Annotated in this window: 12 protein-coding genes; 2 read left to right on the top strand and 10 right to left on the bottom strand. The window is 37.4% G+C overall.

Annotation, left to right across the window (positions count from 1 at the left end):
• Positions 1–137 precede the first annotated feature (137 nt).
• The 3 genes from HBB17_RS01740 to HBB17_RS01730 all read right to left on the bottom strand — a co-directional run bounded on the left by HBB17_RS01740 (position 138) and on the right by HBB17_RS01730 (position 3,979).
• Positions 138–1,955 carry an extracellular solute-binding protein gene (locus HBB17_RS01740; RefSeq protein WP_167955214.1) on the bottom strand — a complete coding sequence of 606 codons (1,818 nt, stop codon included), beginning with the start codon at positions 1,953–1,955 and terminating at the stop codon, positions 138–140.
• 122 nt (positions 1,956–2,077) lie between these two features.
• On the bottom strand, positions 2,078–3,004 hold the full coding sequence (locus HBB17_RS01735) for a carbohydrate ABC transporter permease (RefSeq protein WP_167955212.1): 927 nt from the start codon (positions 3,002–3,004) through the stop codon (positions 2,078–2,080).
• A gap of 18 nt (positions 3,005–3,022) precedes the next feature.
• Positions 3,023–3,979: an ABC transporter permease gene (locus tag HBB17_RS01730; RefSeq protein ID WP_167955210.1), complete on the bottom strand. Its 957-nt coding sequence runs from the start codon at positions 3,977–3,979 to the stop codon at positions 3,023–3,025.
• 451 nt (positions 3,980–4,430) lie between these two features.
• On the opposite strand from HBB17_RS01730, the gene HBB17_RS01725 reads away from it, so the two are divergent.
• The gene (locus HBB17_RS01725; RefSeq protein WP_167955208.1) at positions 4,431–5,108 is read left to right on the top strand and encodes a YesL family protein; all 678 of its coding nucleotides are present in this window, start codon (positions 4,431–4,433) and stop codon (positions 5,106–5,108) included.
• A gap of 111 nt (positions 5,109–5,219) precedes the next feature.
• Here HBB17_RS01725 and HBB17_RS01720 read toward each other — a convergent pair whose 3' ends face one another.
• The 6 genes from HBB17_RS01720 to aspS form a co-directional block, all read right to left on the bottom strand.
• On the bottom strand, positions 5,220–7,250 hold the full coding sequence (locus tag HBB17_RS01720) for an aminopeptidase (protein ID WP_167955206.1): 2,031 nt from the start codon (positions 7,248–7,250) through the stop codon (positions 5,220–5,222).
• Between the two features lie 80 nt (positions 7,251–7,330).
• The gene (locus HBB17_RS01715) at positions 7,331–7,915 is read right to left on the bottom strand and encodes an HD domain-containing protein (RefSeq protein WP_167955204.1); all 585 of its coding nucleotides are present in this window, start codon (positions 7,913–7,915) and stop codon (positions 7,331–7,333) included.
• Between the two features lie 226 nt (positions 7,916–8,141).
• Positions 8,142–9,572 (bottom strand): Asp-tRNA(Asn)/Glu-tRNA(Gln) amidotransferase subunit GatB, encoded by a 1,431-nt coding sequence (gene gatB / locus HBB17_RS01710; RefSeq protein WP_167955202.1) that lies wholly within the window; start codon positions 9,570–9,572, stop codon positions 8,142–8,144.
• 14 nt (positions 9,573–9,586) lie between these two features.
• Positions 9,587–11,047 carry an Asp-tRNA(Asn)/Glu-tRNA(Gln) amidotransferase subunit GatA gene (gene gatA / locus HBB17_RS01705; RefSeq protein ID WP_238483650.1) on the bottom strand — a complete coding sequence of 487 codons (1,461 nt, stop codon included), beginning with the start codon at positions 11,045–11,047 and terminating at the stop codon, positions 9,587–9,589.
• A gap of 16 nt (positions 11,048–11,063) precedes the next feature.
• Complete coding sequence (gene gatC, locus HBB17_RS01700) at positions 11,064–11,351, bottom strand: Asp-tRNA(Asn)/Glu-tRNA(Gln) amidotransferase subunit GatC (RefSeq protein ID WP_167955198.1); 288 nt, start codon at positions 11,349–11,351, stop codon at positions 11,064–11,066.
• Positions 11,352–11,506: 155 nt separating this feature from the next.
• Complete coding sequence (gene aspS / locus HBB17_RS01695; RefSeq protein ID WP_167955196.1) at positions 11,507–12,910, bottom strand: aspartate--tRNA(Asn) ligase; 1,404 nt, start codon at positions 12,908–12,910, stop codon at positions 11,507–11,509.
• A gap of 947 nt (positions 12,911–13,857) precedes the next feature.
• On the opposite strand from aspS, the gene HBB17_RS01690 reads away from it, so the two are divergent.
• Entirely contained in the window at positions 13,858–14,739 is an 882-nt protein-coding gene (locus HBB17_RS01690; protein ID WP_167955194.1) for a PhzF family phenazine biosynthesis protein, read from the top strand.
• A gap of 121 nt (positions 14,740–14,860) precedes the next feature.
• Here the strand turns inward: HBB17_RS01690 and HBB17_RS01685 are convergent, their stop codons facing one another.
• Positions 14,861–15,421 carry a GNAT family N-acetyltransferase gene (locus HBB17_RS01685; protein WP_167955192.1) on the bottom strand — a complete coding sequence of 187 codons (561 nt, stop codon included), beginning with the start codon at positions 15,419–15,421 and terminating at the stop codon, positions 14,861–14,863.
• Positions 15,422–15,645: the final 224 nt, after the last annotated feature.

Below are 15,645 nucleotides of genomic sequence, written 5' to 3'. Positions count from 1 at the left end.
ACTGCAAAAAGTTACAAAAGTTATAAAAGAAAACCTAGGTGATCCATTCACAGTTTATATAGCAATATGCTATTATATCGTGAAACGATCACCTAGGAATTTACAAATAAATAGTTATCCTAAATTACCAGCTCTTATTATTGTCTAGCAGCATTACGTAATTCAGTTTGCTTTTGTGCACATTCTTTATCAAAAGCTAAAACGTCATCATATCCAAGACCTTTAACAGTATCTTGCATGTTCTTTAATAAGCTGTAGAATTCATCTTCATCTTTCGCAAATACCATCTTCCAAGAGTTTTCGATGATGATTGCTTTACATTGGCTACGTAATGTAGTGATTTCAGATTCTTCTGCTGGAGAAACGAAATCAGTACCAGGTGCAACAAGAATTTGATCATTGTTCTTTAAGTATTCAACTGTAGATAAAGCACCTGTCTTTTCTTGCCAATCTGTATCAAGTGGAGTTGAATTTAACTCAATTACAGATTCCCATAATGTATAGTTATAAGGACATCCTGTATCAGGGTTATTATCAGATGCTAAAACTGTTTGGAAGTTAAGTTGTGAAACACCATCTTTCCAAGAACCGCCGCCCCATTCATCAGGAACTGTTCCATCACCATTTAATAAAGATTCTTTACCAAAATCAGTTAATTCTGGTCTACCATTTACCATATCCCAAGTTAAACCTTGTGGTCCACAAGTACTTGCTGTTTGAGCACATGAGTACATAACACCTTCTGGTGAATATAACCAATCAATGAAATCCATCATTCTTTGTGGATCTTGTGCTTTAGAACCAATACCAATTACATATTTTGCAGATCCGTTTGGAGTACAACCATATGAGAACACTTTTTCATCTTTAACTGGAACGAACATGAATCCAGTACCAGCTTGTTTATGTTCAACAGTGTTGTAAGCTGCTTGACCTAACCAAGGCCATGGAGAGTATAATACAGCGCCGTCTTGATATTTTGCATACATTGTATCATAGTTTTGTGTTGTAGATTCTGGGTCAACAAGTCCCATTTGGTTTGCATCAAAATACCATTTTAAAACTCTGATGTATTGTGAATCATCATCAATGATACTTTGGTCATCTGTACCATCTGCTTTAGAGAATAGGAAACCTAATTCATCGTAACCATAGATTGTAGCAGGTTGTTTACCCATACACATCATGTTACCATCCCAATCTTTGAATAAGGAAATTGCATATGTTTGTTTTCCTGAATCAGAAGTTGGATGAGCATCTTGCATTTGTTTCATAATAGGTAATAAGTCTTCTAGTGTATTCACTTCTGGATATCCTAATTCTTTGTAATAATCCCAACGAAGGTATGTACCGAAGGTTAATTCAAGACCTTCTGAAGGATTTGTTGCAGGTTGAGAAGAAACTGCTGAAGGAATACCGTATAATTTACCATCTTTGGAAAGTCCTTTTGCTACTTCAAGTGCGCCTGTATATTGAGATACATATTTTGTATTTGCGACCATATCTGTCATATCATATAACAAACCTGCTTCTGCAGAATCTGCTAATCTACCATTTTCAGAACCGATCATTACTAAATCACCTAAGTTACCAGCTGCAGAACGTGTCTGGAATAATGTATCTCCACCACCAGCTACGTTTGGTGCAATAATGTTAAGTTCCATGTTGAATTTGTCTTTTACTACTTTTGCAAACCAACCTGATTGAATTCCTTGGTAGTTTGCTTGAGAAGCGAATACATCTACAGTAATAAACTTGTCATAAGTTTTTGCTGCAGCATCATCTGTAGCAGTATCCCCTGTGCTATCATCTGTTGCTTCTGCTGTTGCATCAGTTGTTGTTTCTGTTGCATTATTATCTTTGTTGTCTTTCTTTTTTCCACAACCAGTCATCGTTGTACCTAGCATAGCTACAACTAATGCAAGTGACAAAACTCTTGCTACTTTTTTCTTCATACCTATATCCTCCTTTTATTGATTGCCTAAGAACTAGACAATATATATTCAAAGGTAAGCAAATGTCTGATGATCTCAAGAGATAAGCAAACATTTTCTTATCCATGAATGCGTAAGTAACATTAACCCTTTACAGAACCAATCATAATACCTTTTACAAAGTATCTTTGGAACATTGGGTAGATACATAAGATTGGGAATACAACGATAACGGAAACCGTCATACGTACGGAAGTTGATGTTTGCTGTGTTGCAAGGGCCATCATGTTCTGTGTAGTACCCAAACTGTTCTTAATCAATGTTGCAAGTGAACTTGCTTGATTAATATAGGAATATAGTAGATATTGTAATGTCCATAACCCTTGATCTGTTACATAGATCAAAGTATCTTGGAAGGAGTTCCAATGTCCTACCGCAGAGAAGATTGCAATTGTTGCTAAGATTGGTGTTGATGTAGGAAGAATAACTTTTAAAAATACTTTTACAATTCCTGCACCATCAATTTCTGCTGCTTCTTGTAATGATCTTGGTATTGATTCAATATAAGTCTTAACAAGAATGATATTAAATGGCTGTACAATACCTGGAATTATGTATACCCAGAATGTATTTGTTAAATGTAAATTCATCATTGTCAAATACATTGGGATTAACCCCGCATTAAAATACATTGTAATTACAATAAATCTGTACCAAAACTTTCTAGCCCACATTTTTTCCTGGGTAAACATAAAACCAAGGAAAGCAGAAGCTAATACGGTTGCTGCTGTACCGATAACAACTCTACCAATTGATACGAATACAGCTGTAGAAAGTCCTCTTAATTTGATAACTTGAATGTAATTTTCAAAGTGAACCTTCTGAGGTAAGAAATTAATAAAACCATTGGCTGACAAATCATTGGCGCTAATCGTATTGATGATCAAATAGTAGAAAGGATATGCACAAATGATTGTTAATATAAGGAAGACCGCATAGTTTATAATACTAAATGTTACGTCTCCTTTTGTTAATTTTTTCTTTTTCTTTATTGCTACTTTTGTTGACATAATTGCTCTCCTTTCCTACTACATAATTGATTCGCCACGAGTTCTCTTAGATACAAAGTTTACTACGCAGAACAGAATTACACTAATCAAACTCTTTAGCATACCGATTGCTGTTGCTAAGGAAAGACCATTTGAGCCCAAACCTAATTTATATACATATAAGTCAAGTACTTGAATATGTTCCATATTGAATGAGTTGCTGAATACGAAGTATTGATCCAAACCATTTGTAAGGAAGTTCGCAATTGACATCATTAATAATACAAAGAATGTTGGCATTAATGATGGTAATGTGATATGTCTCATTAATCGAAATCTTCCAGCACCATCTACTCTTGCTGCTTCATATAACTCTTGGTCAGTACCTGCAATTGCTGCCAAATACATAATGGATCCCCAACCTAGACCTTTCCACGTTGACCAGAATAGCATCCATAGCCATGTGTGGGCATCACTATCTAGGAATTTAACTACATTCGTTGTTATTCCTGCATTTTGAAGCATTGTATTAACCATACCTGTGTCTGAGAATAATGCGAATGCTACAGAATAAACCAAAACCCAACTGATGAAGTTCGGTAATGTTGTAAGTGTCTGTACTAAAGTTTTGAACCATTTGCATTTGATCTCATTTAAAAATATTGCAAAGATTACTGGTAAGAATGATGTTAGGATTGTTAATCCACTCATTGCAAATGTATTTCTTAACACTTTCAGTAATTGCGTAATTTGCATCTTATTACCGAATAGGTACTTAAACCACTTCCAACCTACATAATCACATTGTGATAATTTTAGCGGTGCTCGGTAATCGTAAAAAGCATATCTCCACCCATTCAATGGATAATATGAAAATAAAAATACTAAAATTAAAAATGGTAAAACCAAAAGGAATAATTTTGCTCCTACCGGTATTGTGAATTTTTTCTTTTGCCCGACTGCAACTGCCGTACTGGACTTTCCTATATTTCCCATGTCCATGCCTCCCTATAATATCGTAATCACATCAGTAATTATGATTAACTTGTAACTAGATAGTATCATTTCATTGTGCATTTTGATACTATCAGAATTCAAGATGCACTATATTAAAAATTAGACTTCTTACTTTTTTATCTAATATTACAAATGAAACCGATTAAGTAATCCAATTATTCGTATAATATCCATATAAACCTTCAATTTCTCCCACCTACTACACAATTGTGCATTGCAATAAAATAATTCGTACATCGGTAAGAAGCAAAAGGTCATTTCACTAATTTTTACTGTACAAATAAGACATATCTTTTAGTTGTAAATTCGAATAACTTCTATTACTATTAATCTAGAACTTATATTATAGGCTTCTTGATACTTTTTTTAGTAATGCAGTTCTTCATACTATAAATTCAACACACTTGTGTATAAACTAGGAGGTACGACTATGAAATTCAATGTGAATAGTCCATTTTTTCAATTTATGAACACGTTAGCTGAATACATCTTACTTAATTTTCTATGGCTGATCTGTTGTTTACCCATCGTGACCATAGGAGCATCAACTACCGCTCTGTATTATGTAACGATGCAGACTGCACGTGAAGAACACGGGTACATAGCCAGAAATTTCTTTCGTTCGTTCAAAGAAAATTTCAAACAATCCACAATCATCTGGCTGATCATGTTATTCCTTGGTGCTGTCTTAACATTCAATGTATCATTTTGGTTTACCATGAAATCAACCATTGGTAATATACTTGGGACACTTATTTCTATTGCATTACTTCTCTTTGTATTTACTTTGTTTTATGTATTTCCTATATTAGCGCGATTTGAAAACACAGTGAAACAAACAATGAAGAATGCATTGTTTATCTCTTTACAAAATTTAAAACAGACCATCCTCATTACAATTACTAATGTTTTAATGGTTGTCCTCGCTTATGTATTACCGATATTTTCAATCTTCTTAATTCTTTTTGGTTTTGCTTTCATTGCATACATAAATTCGTTCCAATTCGTGAAAGTGTTCAAGTATTATGAACCTGATGAAGAAACAGAAGGTGATTCAACAGAAGAGTTTCTAGATTCCTCTATTTATACAGACCAGGAAATGAAATAATAAAAAGTAGCAATAACAACCTTGTTTATAATAATTATTATAAATCTGATCGGTTGTTATTGCTACTATTTTTATGCAATATTACGAAACTTATTTTCGTAACACTTCGATTTATTCATCAAATGGACGGTTTAATTCCTCTGTTCCTTCTAATACAAAGCGACCATTTTCAATTAATACAATCTTTTGGCCATCTTTCGTATATACAGCAATTTCACCTAGTTCATCATATGGAATGGTTATGTCCGTATGGCAGTTAAAGTACGCTAAAGCAAGATCCGTCTTACGTAAGATGGAGCATTCGTTGTCTTTTGCAATAATTTCTTTCCCGTCTGGATTTCTTGTAACCATCTCTTCACTCATACTATAGCAAGTATCTCCCATTGCAAAATGTGGTCCTGTCTTTTCGGCAATTAGGATTGGAAGTTTGTCCTGTATGTTATATTTTCTTCCCATCATATACGCTGTGGTATTGGTACCGATCGCAAACTCACCCATTGGTAAGGTTTCATGGTTAAACAGAAGATTTTCTTTGATGAACTTTTTATTCTCTTCTTCCGAATCAAAATTCTTACATGTATACTCTGCAATCTTTCCATCTTTCATGGTTAATTCTAAATCAATGTATTTGTAATCATTTAGATAAACTTCGCTCACATGAAGGATTCCGTTCGTACCTGTTAACTTAGGTGAGGTAAATACTTCTCCAACTGGTATATTTACATCAGCCAAACAGTTTTCGAATCCTGTCTGTGTCTTCTTATCTGGTATTTCATGAAGTTGTACATTCAGATCTGTCTTATTCACTCCAGAACCCTGGATATGAACATATTCTCCTGAATCTAACGTATCGATTAGTTTTTGTTGAATCTCTTTGTATAGATTGTAATCCAATGTATTAACTTTCACTGTTTCCTCGAAGATTTCTTCAAATTGTTCTCCGATGTCTGGTACTGGATATGCAATGATGGTAAAACTGTATTCATCGCCCTTAATATATTCATTCATTAACAAACGAGAATCCCTACTGAATTCTACATCTAACTTCTGCTGCTTGTCATTCAATTTATTACACTCCGGTTTGCTTACTGGGGTAAATGGTTTCTCACCAAATGTCTCTATTACAGCAGGACCTGCGAATAAAGAAGCTTGTTCTTTGAAAGCATCATATCCTTTTCGCAGATGTGCCAGACGTTTTTCAATATATCCTTTATCAAAATACAACGCATAATCAAAACGATGGTCATAATCATATTGTTTATTGAACTTATTGGATCCACTTCGACGGATGGTTGGTTTTAAGCCCATCTTCTCGAATTGTTTAATTGCTGCTCGAACCATTCTTTCAAAACCAATCTCATAACGAACATTTACAATGCCCTTCTTAGACAGATCAATTCCTGCAAGTCCAAAACCAATACGGTATCCTTCTGTATACGTAGATGCCATGGCATCAATCTTTTCCTGGCTTAAGCCATTTAAGAACTCTGCTGTTTTTAATTCTGTATCCGTAATTCTGTCTCCATATTGATACAGGTAGCGCAGATCACTCAGATCAGAATTCATAACAATATCAACTAGGAATGATAGTTCTGGATCCAATAATTCTCTTGTACGATGATAGCAAACCTCTTCACTATAATCCGTTGCTGTATAGTAAAGAGCGGATTTGATTTCTTTGTAAGTCGTCTCATCCTCTTCTTCAAAAAGATTATAGATTTCAATAAACAGTTCCATATTTACAGTTAAATCAAATAAACGATATTCAAATGCACCAGCTAAACTGGCACGTAATCTGGCATAAATGCAAGTCAATACTTTTCCGTAATCTTCCCCTAATATTTCACAGGCATATGCTGGATTCGCATAACTGCTTTCATAGTTTTCACCAGACAAGTCCTCATATAGATCTTTATTCCACGCTTGTAATTCTACTAATGATTTTTTTTCATAACTTCCATCCTCAATGGCATGGAATACATCGACCATTTTTAGAATGTATTGTGACACTTTATGAAAGTATGTCACAAAAGGTTCCTTAACCGTATGTTCTTCTGGAATTGAACGAATTCTCTCCACTGCTAGATCAAACCGTTCTCTCATTGCTTCATTTTCTTCTTTTAATTTTACACGATAATCCATATGTTACTCCTTTTCTACCTTTCATTTCTAAACTTAGCAAATCAGAATCTTCTCGCTCAAAACATGTATTGCAAAGTTTGTTATTTTTTAATATTACCAATCTCTACATTTTTATCAATCAAACGCTTCGCATACTTCCATAATGCTTCCGAACCTTCTGCTGTATGTTCATTTCGCTTTTGGATCTTATCAATATGTACCTCATGCTCTCTCCATGCTCGTCCTTCTGTGTGGTCATTGAGTGTGATTGGCTGTACTTTGTCTACTGTCAGTGCAAACTTAGCCTCTGGTGTTTTTCCCTCTTCAAACTCCTCCCAGAGAGAACGAAGATAGATTCCCTGATCTTCTGGTAATATTGCAAAGATTCGATCTGCAGCTGCAACCTCACGTGCTCGCTTTGTAAGATTTCCCGCATCATCATATGCATACGTGTCTCCCGCATCGATTTCCACAATATCATGGATCAATACCATAAGCATGGTTTTTGCAACATCAATCTTCTCATTGGCATGTTCACTTAATAATGCTACCATTAACGCAAGACTCCAAGAATGTTCTGCATCGTCTTCCAATCGTTTTCCACTGGATATATAGGTTTGCCTTGTAATCTCTTTCAGCTTATCCACTTCCATTAGAAAATTCATCTGTTTCTCTAACCGTTCCATGATACTCATCCTCCTTACAATGCTTTTATTATACTCGTTTTCTTCAAGTTGTTCAAGAAAGGACGTGAATTAACATACATCCCTATGCAATGTAAGAAGCAAAAAAACAATTTTCACAACTGTATCCTTTAATTGGAACACGTCGTGTCCTTCTTTTACACACAGTTTATGAAAATTGTTTTTCTTATCTTCAATATTACTTATCGTTTTACACGTTCCTTTATTGTTACTGCAACAATTCCATCACAATCTGATTGATCATTCCAGGGTCTGCTTTTCCCTTCATGGCTTTCATTGTCTGCCCTACTAAGAAGCCCATCGCTTTTGTCTTTCCGTTATGGTAATCCTCTACGGATTGTGGATTTGCTGCGACAATCTCTTCAATTGTTTTACGAAGTGCGCCTTCATCATTTACCATAAGTAATCCTTTTTCCTTCACATAGGATTCTGGATCAATATTATCGGTAAAGACAACTTCAAAAACTTCTTTGGCAACCGTACGGTTTATGGAACCAGCCTCGATTAATGCAATTAATTTTGCGAGGTTTTCTGGCGAAAATGCAATATTCTCTGGTTCCATCTCATGTTCTTTTAACAATCGCATGGTTTCTACCATTAACCAGTTGGATACTTCTTTTGGTTTCTTACAGATTGCTACCGTCGCTTCGAATAAATCTGCAACGTTCTTCGAACTAGTAATCAAAGCAGCATCATATTCTGGAATATCGTATTCTTTCTCATAACGAGCCATCTTCTCATCCCGAAGTTCCGGTTGTCTCTGTCTTACTTCCTCAAGCCAGGCATCACTGATTTCAATTGGTACAAGGTCAGGTTCTGGGAAGTAGCGATAATCTTGTGCATCTTCCTTGGATCGCATAGCAAAACTGGTATCTTTGTTATCATCCCAACGTCTTGTCTCCTGAACAATCTTCTTTCCGTATTCAATTACTTCAATCTGACGTTTTCTTTCTCCTTCAATGGCTCTTGCTATTGCCTTGAAGGAGTTTAGGTTCTTCATCTCTGTTCTTGTACCGAACTCCGAAGCACCCATCTCACGAACAGAAAGGTTGACATCGGCACGAAGAGAACCTTCCTGCATCTTACAATCGGAAACCCCAAGGTATTGAAGAATTAATTTTAATTTCTCCAGATATGCAATGACTTCCTCCGCAGAACGCATGTCAGGGTCACTCACAATTTCAATCAAAGGAACGCCACAACGGTTATAATCCACTAAAGTGCAGTCATCCCATTCATCATGGACTAATTTTCCTGCATCCTCTTCCATATGGATTTCATGAATTCCAATCACTTTCTTCACACCATTTACGTCAATTTCAATCCCACCATCTCTACAGATTGGCAGATAAAGTTGGGATACCTGGTATGCCTTTGGTAAATCTGGGTAGAAATAATTCTTTCGATCGAATTTGCAATTCTGGGTAATGGTGCAATTTGTTGCAAGACCTGCTGCAACTGCAAACTCTACTACTTTTTTATTTAAAACTGGGAGTGTACCTGGCATTCCTGTACATACGGGACAACAATGTGTATTGGGAGCACCACCAAATTCTGTTGTACATCCGCAGAAGATTTTTGTTTTTGTCGCTAATTCAACGTGAACCTCTAAACCAATAACTGTTTCATATGCTTTCATGTGGTTTCTCCTTTCTACACAGTGTCGTTTTGTTCAAATGTATAGGCAACCTGGATAATATCTTTATCACCGAATGGCTTTCCAATCAATTGAAGTCCAATTGGAAGTCCTTTGGAATCTTTACCACAAGGTAAACTAATCGCTGGTAAACCTGCTAGATTTACCGATACGGTATAGATATCACCAAGATACATCTTCAATGGATCTGCTAGATTCTCTCCAATCTTCAATGCCGTTGTTGGCGCTGTTGGTCCAAGAATTACATCGTATTTCTCAAATGCACGGTCAAATCCTTCTTTGATCAAGGCTTTCACACGTAATGCTTTGTTATAGTAGGCATCGTAATACCCGGAACTTAAAACAAAGGCACCGATCATCATTCTTCTCTTTACTTCCTGTCCAAAACCTTCACTTCTCGTCTTCTTATATAATTCCTGTAAACTTTCAAAGTCAGGGGTACGATAACCGTACTTCACACCATCATATCGTGAAAGGTTGGAACTAGCTTCCGCTGAAGCAAGTACATAGTATGCTGGAATTGCAAGATCGACGATATCTAGGTCGAATTCTTCGACGATTGCACCTTGCTCCTCTAATACCTTCGCTGCTCTTAGGATTGCTGTCTTCACTTCTTCCTCTAACCCTTTTCCTAGGTATCCTTTTGGTATACCAATTTTTTTTCCTTTCACATCATTTACAAGGGCACTGGTATAGGAATAAGATTCTGTTGGTACGGAAGTAGAATCCTTCGCATCATGACCTGCAATAACTTCCAATACACTGGCACAATCCGCTACTGTATTACCAATTGGCCCAATCTGATCAAGAGAAGACGCATATGCAATCAGACCGTATCGTGAAACGGTACCATACGTTGGTTTGATTCCTGTTACCCCACAAAAGGAACTAGGCTGACGAATGGAACCCCCCGTATCCGAACCAAGTGCCACAACCGCCTCACCAGCTGCAACGGCAGCCGCTGCACCACCACTGGAACCCCCAGGGACATATTCTACCCCATGTGGATTCTTCGTAATTCCAAAATACGAGGTTTCGGTCGTACTTCCCATGGCAAACTCATCCATGTTCACCTTACCAAGAATAACAGCGCCTGCTGCTTCCAAACGGTCTATTACTTCTGCATTATAAGGTGGTCGAAAATTCTCAAGCATCTTAGAAGCACATGTAGTACGTTGTCCTTTCGTACAGATATTATCTTTGATGGCGATTGGCACCCCTGCCAATGGGGAATCGGCGTACTGTCCTGCGTCGATCTCCGCCTGTACTTCTCTTGCCCTCTTTAATGCTTCCTCTTCCCAAACAGTAATATAGCAATGATACGTTGCATCTTCTTTTTTAATCACCTCTAGTTGCTGTCTTACAACATCTTCTACTTTAACTTTCCCTGCTTTGATCTTCGCACTTAATGCAAGGGCAGTCATTGGCGTTCCTTCTTGTAATTTACTTTCTGTCATAACCATGCTCTCCCTTCTATTCCACAGTCTTTGGAACGATAAAACATCCTTCCTTTTGTACCGGTGCGTTGCAAAGCAGATTCTCACGATCTGCTCCATTGGTGACAACATCCTCACGGAATACATTCTTCATAGGAAATGCATGTGACATTGGTTCCACATTACTTGTATCGATTTCATTCATGGTATCCATATAGCTGATTATATTCTCTAAATCTGTTTTTGCACGGTCTTTCTCTTCTTCCGAGAGATCTAATTTGGCCAGTGCTGCAACATAGGTAATGGTTTCATCTGTTATCTTCATATTAACTCTCCATTTCTGCCAAACAGAAACATGCTTTCTGTGCTGTTTTCTATATTGACTACTACGATCGACCTTGCTGATGCATGAGTTAAAAAGTCATTTCACGCGTTGCATAGCAACGGATCAATTCATGCATCACCAAGGTCACTCAATAACTAAGGCTCCAAACGAGTAACGTCTCTTGGGAATAACGTTGTTTCACGAACATTTACCTCATCAAGCAACCGCATGGTCAATCGTTCCAAACCAATACCAAGACCACCATGAGGCGGCATACCATATTTGAAAATCATGAGATAATTTGCAAAATCTTCTGGATCCATGCCACGTGCTTCCATCTTAGCTACCAAAGAATCATACTCATGAATTCTCTGTCCACCTGTTGTAATCTCCATTCCTTTGAAGAGAAGGTCAAAGCTTAAAGTGAATTTTGGATCCGTTGGATCATCCATTGCATAAAAAGGCCGTTTTTTCGAAGGGTAATGGGTTACGAATACAAGGTCGCTGCCATATTCTTCGAGAAAATATTTTCCAATTAAGATTTCTTCCTCTGGTTCTAGATCATAAGGATTCTTGATCTTACGATCGTATTTCTCTGAAACAAGACGTTTTGCTTCATCAAAGCGAACCGCTGGAATTTTAGAAGCATCTGGTAATTTCACATCAAGAAGATCAAGTTCTTTGCTGTATGTTTCCTTCAAAAATTGAAATGTATAGGCTAACATGGCCTGCTCCATCTCCATAATCTCTTCAAATCCACGAATATACCCCATCTCAAAATCCAAACCGGTATATTCATTCAGATGTCTTGTTGTATTATGTTTCTCTGCACGGAATACCGGTCCCACTTCAAACACACGGTCATACACCCCTACCATCGTCTGTTTGTAAAATTGAGGGCTTTGTGCCAAAAACGCTTTCTTTCCGAAATACTCTAATTTGAATACATTCGCACCACCTTCGGCATTTCCTGCTACGATCTTAGGTGTACGAACTTCTGTAAACTCTTGTGAAAACATAAAATCACGAAAACCACGAACGAGTCCTTCTTGTATCTTAAAGATTGCTCTCTCTCTGATATTACGAAGGGAAATTGGTCGTAACGTTAACTTTGTTTCAAGCGAAGTCTTCAACTTCCATTTGCTAATCGGAATCGGTAACATCGTATCATAAGATGGCATGGATAATACGGTGATCTTGTTCAGTCGAATCTCGAATCCATGAGGTGCTCTCTCTTCTTTTGCAACCATTCCTTGTACTTCAATCGTCGCTCCCTCTTTCAAGGTCTTCAAATCAAATGAAGTCTGTTCCTTGTTGAACACACATTGGATCACACCCTCTTGTTTTCGTAAAACTAGGAATGCAAAATCACCCATGTCTCGAATGGTATGAACGGCACCATCTACGGATACCACTTTGCCCTCCATGGCACATTTGCCTAGTGCCTGGCTGTCTACTGTCGTGTCACTTACAACACGGTTACCTGCAACATCATCACCATAGATGATGTCATAAATGCTTACTGTTTCCTTTTCTTTGATTCCTGAAATAAATTCCATAGAAATCCCTCCTTAAATATTAGTCAAATTGATGTAATATCTAAGCTCTTTGACTGAAATCTGAAATGCAATCCATAAGGAGTACACCAGAACGATCTCAGCATATTCTCTTCCATACGGCCACGCCCTTCTTTCAATGGATCTACCAGCCTTCCTAAGATGGCTCATATATTCGACCACCTAGATAGAAAAATGCTAGTAGGTCAATAGAAAGGTTCACGAAAAAAGGGTATAAAAAAAGCCCCTGGAATTGAATATATTCCGGGACGGGATAAGCTATTTTCCCGCGGTACCACCCGCATTGAGAAATGTGTTGATTTCTCCGCTTAAACACTTAACGCGTGCAACGTGCAAACCTACTTTTCTTTGTGATCCAATGGAAGAACCGATTTCCTATTCCTTCTCTCGGCAAATACTTGTTCAGTTCACCAGCTCCAGAGTGTTCCTTGATTCACTTAGCATCCGAATAGTGCTCTCAGTCGGTGACACTATATTCCTGTTTTTCAATGCATTCGGTGGATCGCAGTCTCTTTCATTGCTTTTACAATTTCTATTGTTGCTAATCTTAGCACAGGCATTTTACAAAAGCAAGGGATTTTTTTAAAAGTTAATTATCCTAAGTTCGTATATTCATTTCCGTATGCTATTGTTTCGGATCGCTTCGTTTAATTTCGTTTGTTGCTATAGACATAAAGGTTGTTATCTCATATATACCTAAAAGCTTTGTCTTATGTCTTACCTACAATGCTCTCTTGCAAACCATTCCTACCCAGTTTATAATAGCTTTACTAAATGCATATTTGTTTTTCTCCGCTTCTCAGTTGGTACCGTATGCACCAAGAAAGGGTAATGTAACAATCTTAGCAATTCTTAATGATAATAAAAGTAAAAGGTATTTATCGGGCAACTCGTTAAACTATACTCTTAGAAAGGACATGGTAATCATCATGGCAACGTATCTATATAAAAAAATCAATGCATTTACAACAACCACCGGGAAAGGAAATCCCGCTGCTTGCCTCTATCTTAGTCATAATCAGGTACTATCCTCGCAGCAAATGCAAGACATCGCAGCTGACCACAAAGGATTTGTTTCAGAGGTTGTATTCTGTACGGAAGAAGACATTGGATCCTATCATCTACGATATTACTCATCGGAATGTGAGATTGCATTCTGTGGACACGGGACAATTGCCTGTATGTATGAACTTCTTCGCTCCTCTGAAACATTATGTTCCCTTCCCACATTAACTTTTCGTACCAACAAGGAAACACTAACAGTATATAACTCTCTTGCAGAAGAGAATGCTGTCTTCATAGCAGCTCCAACTCCTACTGTTTATGATGTTTCTGTTACAGCAGACTCTGTATGCTCGGCTTTAGGACTATCAAAAGAGTCTTTGGATACCCAACCTCCACTTGCTCTTATCGATGCTGGACTTCGTACCTTGATTGTTCCCATCTGCTCGTTACAGGCAACCCTTTCCTTACAACCAGATAGACCCTCTCTACAGCAATATTGTCTTACCAACAACATTGATATTATACTGGTTTATACGAAAGAAACCAGCAGTGAATCCCACTATGCACGTACGAGGGTTTTTGCACCCAAATTCGGCTATTTGGAAGATCCAGCTACTGGTTCTGGTAATTCTGCATTTGGTTACTACTTGTTACAACAAGGTCTTTGGGATGGTTCTGTAATCCGTTTAGAGCAGAATGGCCATAAGACATCTTATAATGAAATCCTGTTGAAGAAGCAAGGAGAACGTGTCTTATTCGGTGGATGTTGTACCACGATTATTGATGGTCATTACTTGGTTAACTGACGAATTCCTATTACTTAACTCAAACTTCGCAGTTCAATTGCTGACCTGAAGGGTTATCCTAAGGCATTTTCAGTAATTAATATGATCCGTTTCACAAATGCTTCGATTTGATACCTTAAACTTAATTGCCTAACAATTCATGAATGGATCGTAGTTCTTGTGGTTTCCCCTTACAAGAACGAAGATCTTTTTCATAGTATTTCAGATCGCACCATTTTCCTAACTTATATGCGGTCTTTGGAAGACAGCCAATTTCTTGAAAGCCTCGTTTTTTATGAAATTGTTCACTTTTTTCATTAGGGGAGTCAATCAAAGCATATACTTTATAGATTCCTTGCTTATAGAGATATTCCATCATCTGATCGTAAAGCAAACCGGCGATTCCATTTCCATGATGAGTCCCCTCTACATAAATTGAAATCTCTGCCCCCCACATAAATGCAGCACGTTCATGATGCTTCGATGCATAGGCATACCCCACAATCCGCCCTTCTTCTTCATAAACAAGATAAGGAAAGAAGGAAAGGATCTCCTGCATTCGTGTACGGAATTCTTCAACCGTTGGAACCTCATATTCGTAAGTGATGGTTGTTTGTCTGATGTATGGTGCGTATACGGCAAGGATTGCTGCTGCATCATCAACCGTAGCAAAGCGAATCTTGTCTTTTCCTGTATATTCCACTACTTTATCCTCCTATATTATTTTACCTTTATAAAAATTGATCTTTTGTCAACCTATTCTACCACGATGACTTGTACTTGAAAAGTAGCGAACATACTTTGAGAAGAAGCGATACAACCAGCGCAAAAAAACTCTCCCAAGATACGTAAGTAAACGATAGATATCGTTCCTCTTGTATCCTCAGGAGAGTTCTCATATGAATCAATCTGTATGAAATAATTAAG

The sequence above is a fragment of the Anaerosporobacter faecicola genome, assembly GCF_012070565.1.
Taxonomy (GTDB): Bacteria; Bacillota; Clostridia; order Lachnospirales; family Lachnospiraceae; genus Anaerosporobacter; species Anaerosporobacter faecicola.
Note: the sequence above shows the minus strand (reverse complement) of the source record. Positions and strands in the feature narration are given on the sequence as shown.

What these genes read in the sequence shown, in the direction of transcription:
- HBB17_RS01720 (WP_167955206.1), bottom strand. Translation starts at nt 7,250, where the DNA reads ATGGATTATCGTGTAAAATTAAAAGAAGAAAATGAAGCAATGAGAGAA.
- HBB17_RS01715 (WP_167955204.1), bottom strand. Translation starts at nt 7,915, where the DNA reads ATGGAACGGTTAGAGAAACAGATGAATTTTCTAATGGAAGTGGATAAG.
- gatB (WP_167955202.1), bottom strand. Translation starts at nt 9,572, where the DNA reads ATGAAAGCATATGAAACAGTTATTGGTTTAGAGGTTCACGTTGAATTA.
- HBB17_RS01725 (WP_167955208.1), top strand. Translation starts at nt 4,431, where the DNA reads ATGAAATTCAATGTGAATAGTCCATTTTTTCAATTTATGAACACGTTA.
- aspS (WP_167955196.1), bottom strand. Translation starts at nt 12,910, where the DNA reads ATGGAATTTATTTCAGGAATCAAAGAAAAGGAAACAGTAAGCATTTAT.
- gatC (WP_167955198.1), bottom strand. Translation starts at nt 11,351, where the DNA reads ATGAAGATAACAGATGAAACCATTACCTATGTTGCAGCACTGGCCAAA.
- gatA (WP_238483650.1), bottom strand. Translation starts at nt 11,047, where the DNA reads ATGACAGAAAGTAAATTACAAGAAGGAACGCCAATGACTGCCCTTGCA.
- HBB17_RS01730 (WP_167955210.1), bottom strand. Translation starts at nt 3,979, where the DNA reads ATGGGAAATATAGGAAAGTCCAGTACGGCAGTTGCAGTCGGGCAAAAG.
- HBB17_RS01735 (WP_167955212.1), bottom strand. Translation starts at nt 3,004, where the DNA reads ATGTCAACAAAAGTAGCAATAAAGAAAAAGAAAAAATTAACAAAAGGA.
- HBB17_RS01690 (WP_167955194.1), top strand. Translation starts at nt 13,858, where the DNA reads ATGGCAACGTATCTATATAAAAAAATCAATGCATTTACAACAACCACC.
- HBB17_RS01740 (WP_167955214.1), bottom strand. Translation starts at nt 1,955, where the DNA reads ATGAAGAAAAAAGTAGCAAGAGTTTTGTCACTTGCATTAGTTGTAGCT.